This is a genomic window from Chitinolyticbacter albus (genome assembly GCF_024437655.1).
Classification (GTDB): domain Bacteria; phylum Pseudomonadota; class Gammaproteobacteria; order Burkholderiales; family Chitinibacteraceae; genus Chitinolyticbacter; species Chitinolyticbacter albus.
On record NZ_JANBVF010000042.1, the window covers coordinates 1 to 1,765 of the forward strand.

At 61.2% G+C, this 1,765-nt stretch carries 2 protein-coding genes; one reads left to right on the forward strand and one right to left on the reverse strand.

Annotated elements, in window-relative coordinates:
- On the forward strand, positions 1 to 872 hold an 872-nt coding region (locus NLI84_RS17080; RefSeq protein ID WP_255991987.1), incomplete at its 5' end, for a glycoside hydrolase family 16 protein.
- A 366-nt stretch (positions 873 to 1,238) separates the two neighbouring features.
- Here NLI84_RS17080 and NLI84_RS17085 read toward each other — a convergent pair.
- Entirely contained in the window at positions 1,239 to 1,580 is a 342-nt protein-coding gene (locus NLI84_RS17085; protein ID WP_255991988.1) for a hypothetical protein, read from the reverse strand.
- Positions 1,581 to 1,765: the final 185 nt, after the last annotated feature.

Here is a 1,765-nt window from a genome sequence, read left to right on the forward strand (position 1 = left end):
TGTGGAAGGTAGTCGGCACTTGCTCGGGCAGCTCGCCCACGCCGACCAAGGCACCGGTCCCGACCCCAACGAAGGCCCCGACGCCGCAACCGACTGCTGCTCCCACGCCGAACCCGGGCGTTCCGGTTCCGTCCGGCTGGCGCCTGGTGTGGAACGACGAATTCAACGGCAGCAGCATCGATGGCGGCAAGTGGGGCTTCGAAGTGAACGCCCAGGGCGGCGGCAACAACGAGCTGCAGTACTACACCAGCCGTGCGGAAAACGCGCGCGTCGAGAACGGCAAGTTGGTGATCGAAGCCCGTCGCGAGAGCTACACCGGCAGCGAGGGCACCCGCCAGTACACGTCGGCCCGCCTGCGTACGCTGGGCAAGGGCGACTGGACCTATGGCCGCTTCGAAGCACGGATGAAGCTACCGTACGGCCAGGGCGCGTGGCCGGCATTCTGGATGCTGCCGAGCGACTGGGTCTACGGTGGCTGGGCTGCCAGCGGCGAGATCGACATCATGGAAGCGGTCAACCTCAAGGCAGCCGGTGGCAACACCATCTACGGCACGATCCACTACGGCGGTGCCTGGCCGGCCAACACCTACAAGACCATCAGCACGGTGCCGAACAGCAGTGCAGCCGACAACTTCCACGACTACGCAGTCGAGTGGGAGCCGGGTGTGATCCGCTGGTATGTCGACGGCCAGTTCTACGGCCAGCAGACCGACTGGTACAGCACGGCAGCGGCTTACCCTGCGCCGTTCAACCAGCGCTTCCACCTGATCCTCAACCTCGCCGTCGGCGGCAACTGGCCGGGCAACCCGGATGCCTCGTCACCGCTGCCGCAGAAGATGGAAGTGGACTGGGTCCGCGTGTTCCAGCGCTAAGTGCCCACCATGTCCCCTGGCCGCAAGCCGGGGGATTCATCAGCATCAAGAGCCCGGCGCTGCCGGGCTCTTTTTCATAATGGAGAGCGGAGGCACTCCCCTGCTTGGCTCCCCCCTACGCGCTGCGTTCCCGGCGCGCCGGTCGCCGCTGCCGCAAGGAGCCTCGCCGTTCTCGTTCGAGGCACGCCCGGAGTCTTTACCGTCAAGAGCGCCGCAGGCTCCGACCGACAGCAAACAGCCCCGCATTGCGGGGCTGTTTTGCGTGGAGCGGATCAGTCGCCCAACTACACCGGAAATAATAGCGAACCCCATCCATTCCGGGGCTCGCCATTACCACCGATTTGTGACTCGCCTATCAGGCGCGGCTTACTTCCAGCGACGTATCTGCAGCTGGTGCAACTCTTGGGAAACATCCTTCTGCGGCGCTGCAATTTCTTGCTTCACAGGAGCTGATGAATTCCCGCCCGAGACTATCGATGGACCAATATTCTGAGCCGTGTAGTTCACCCGGTATTGCTTGTCGAGATAGCGGCCAGATTGGTTAGTCGCCGAGATCATGAGGTTCTCGCTATACGTCCCTGCTGAATATGACGTCGCAGAAACATAGATGTCATTACCGGCGTAGCTCGTCGCACTAAGGTCGTAAGGCGCATAAACATTGAATATGACAAACCCCGGTGGCAAGCTCACCGTCACCGTCCCGCTCATTGGAGCCCCCACACTCCCAGACAAGTTTAGCTCTGGTGGATTGGTTTGGATACCGGCAGCAACCTCGAAGGAATACGGAATCTCGATCGGGGAACCGTCAAACTGTTTATTGCAGTTCTCATCCTTGCACCCAAGCAACACTATCTGTCCAGTCCCGGACGATTAACTACGCGCTTAACAAATAA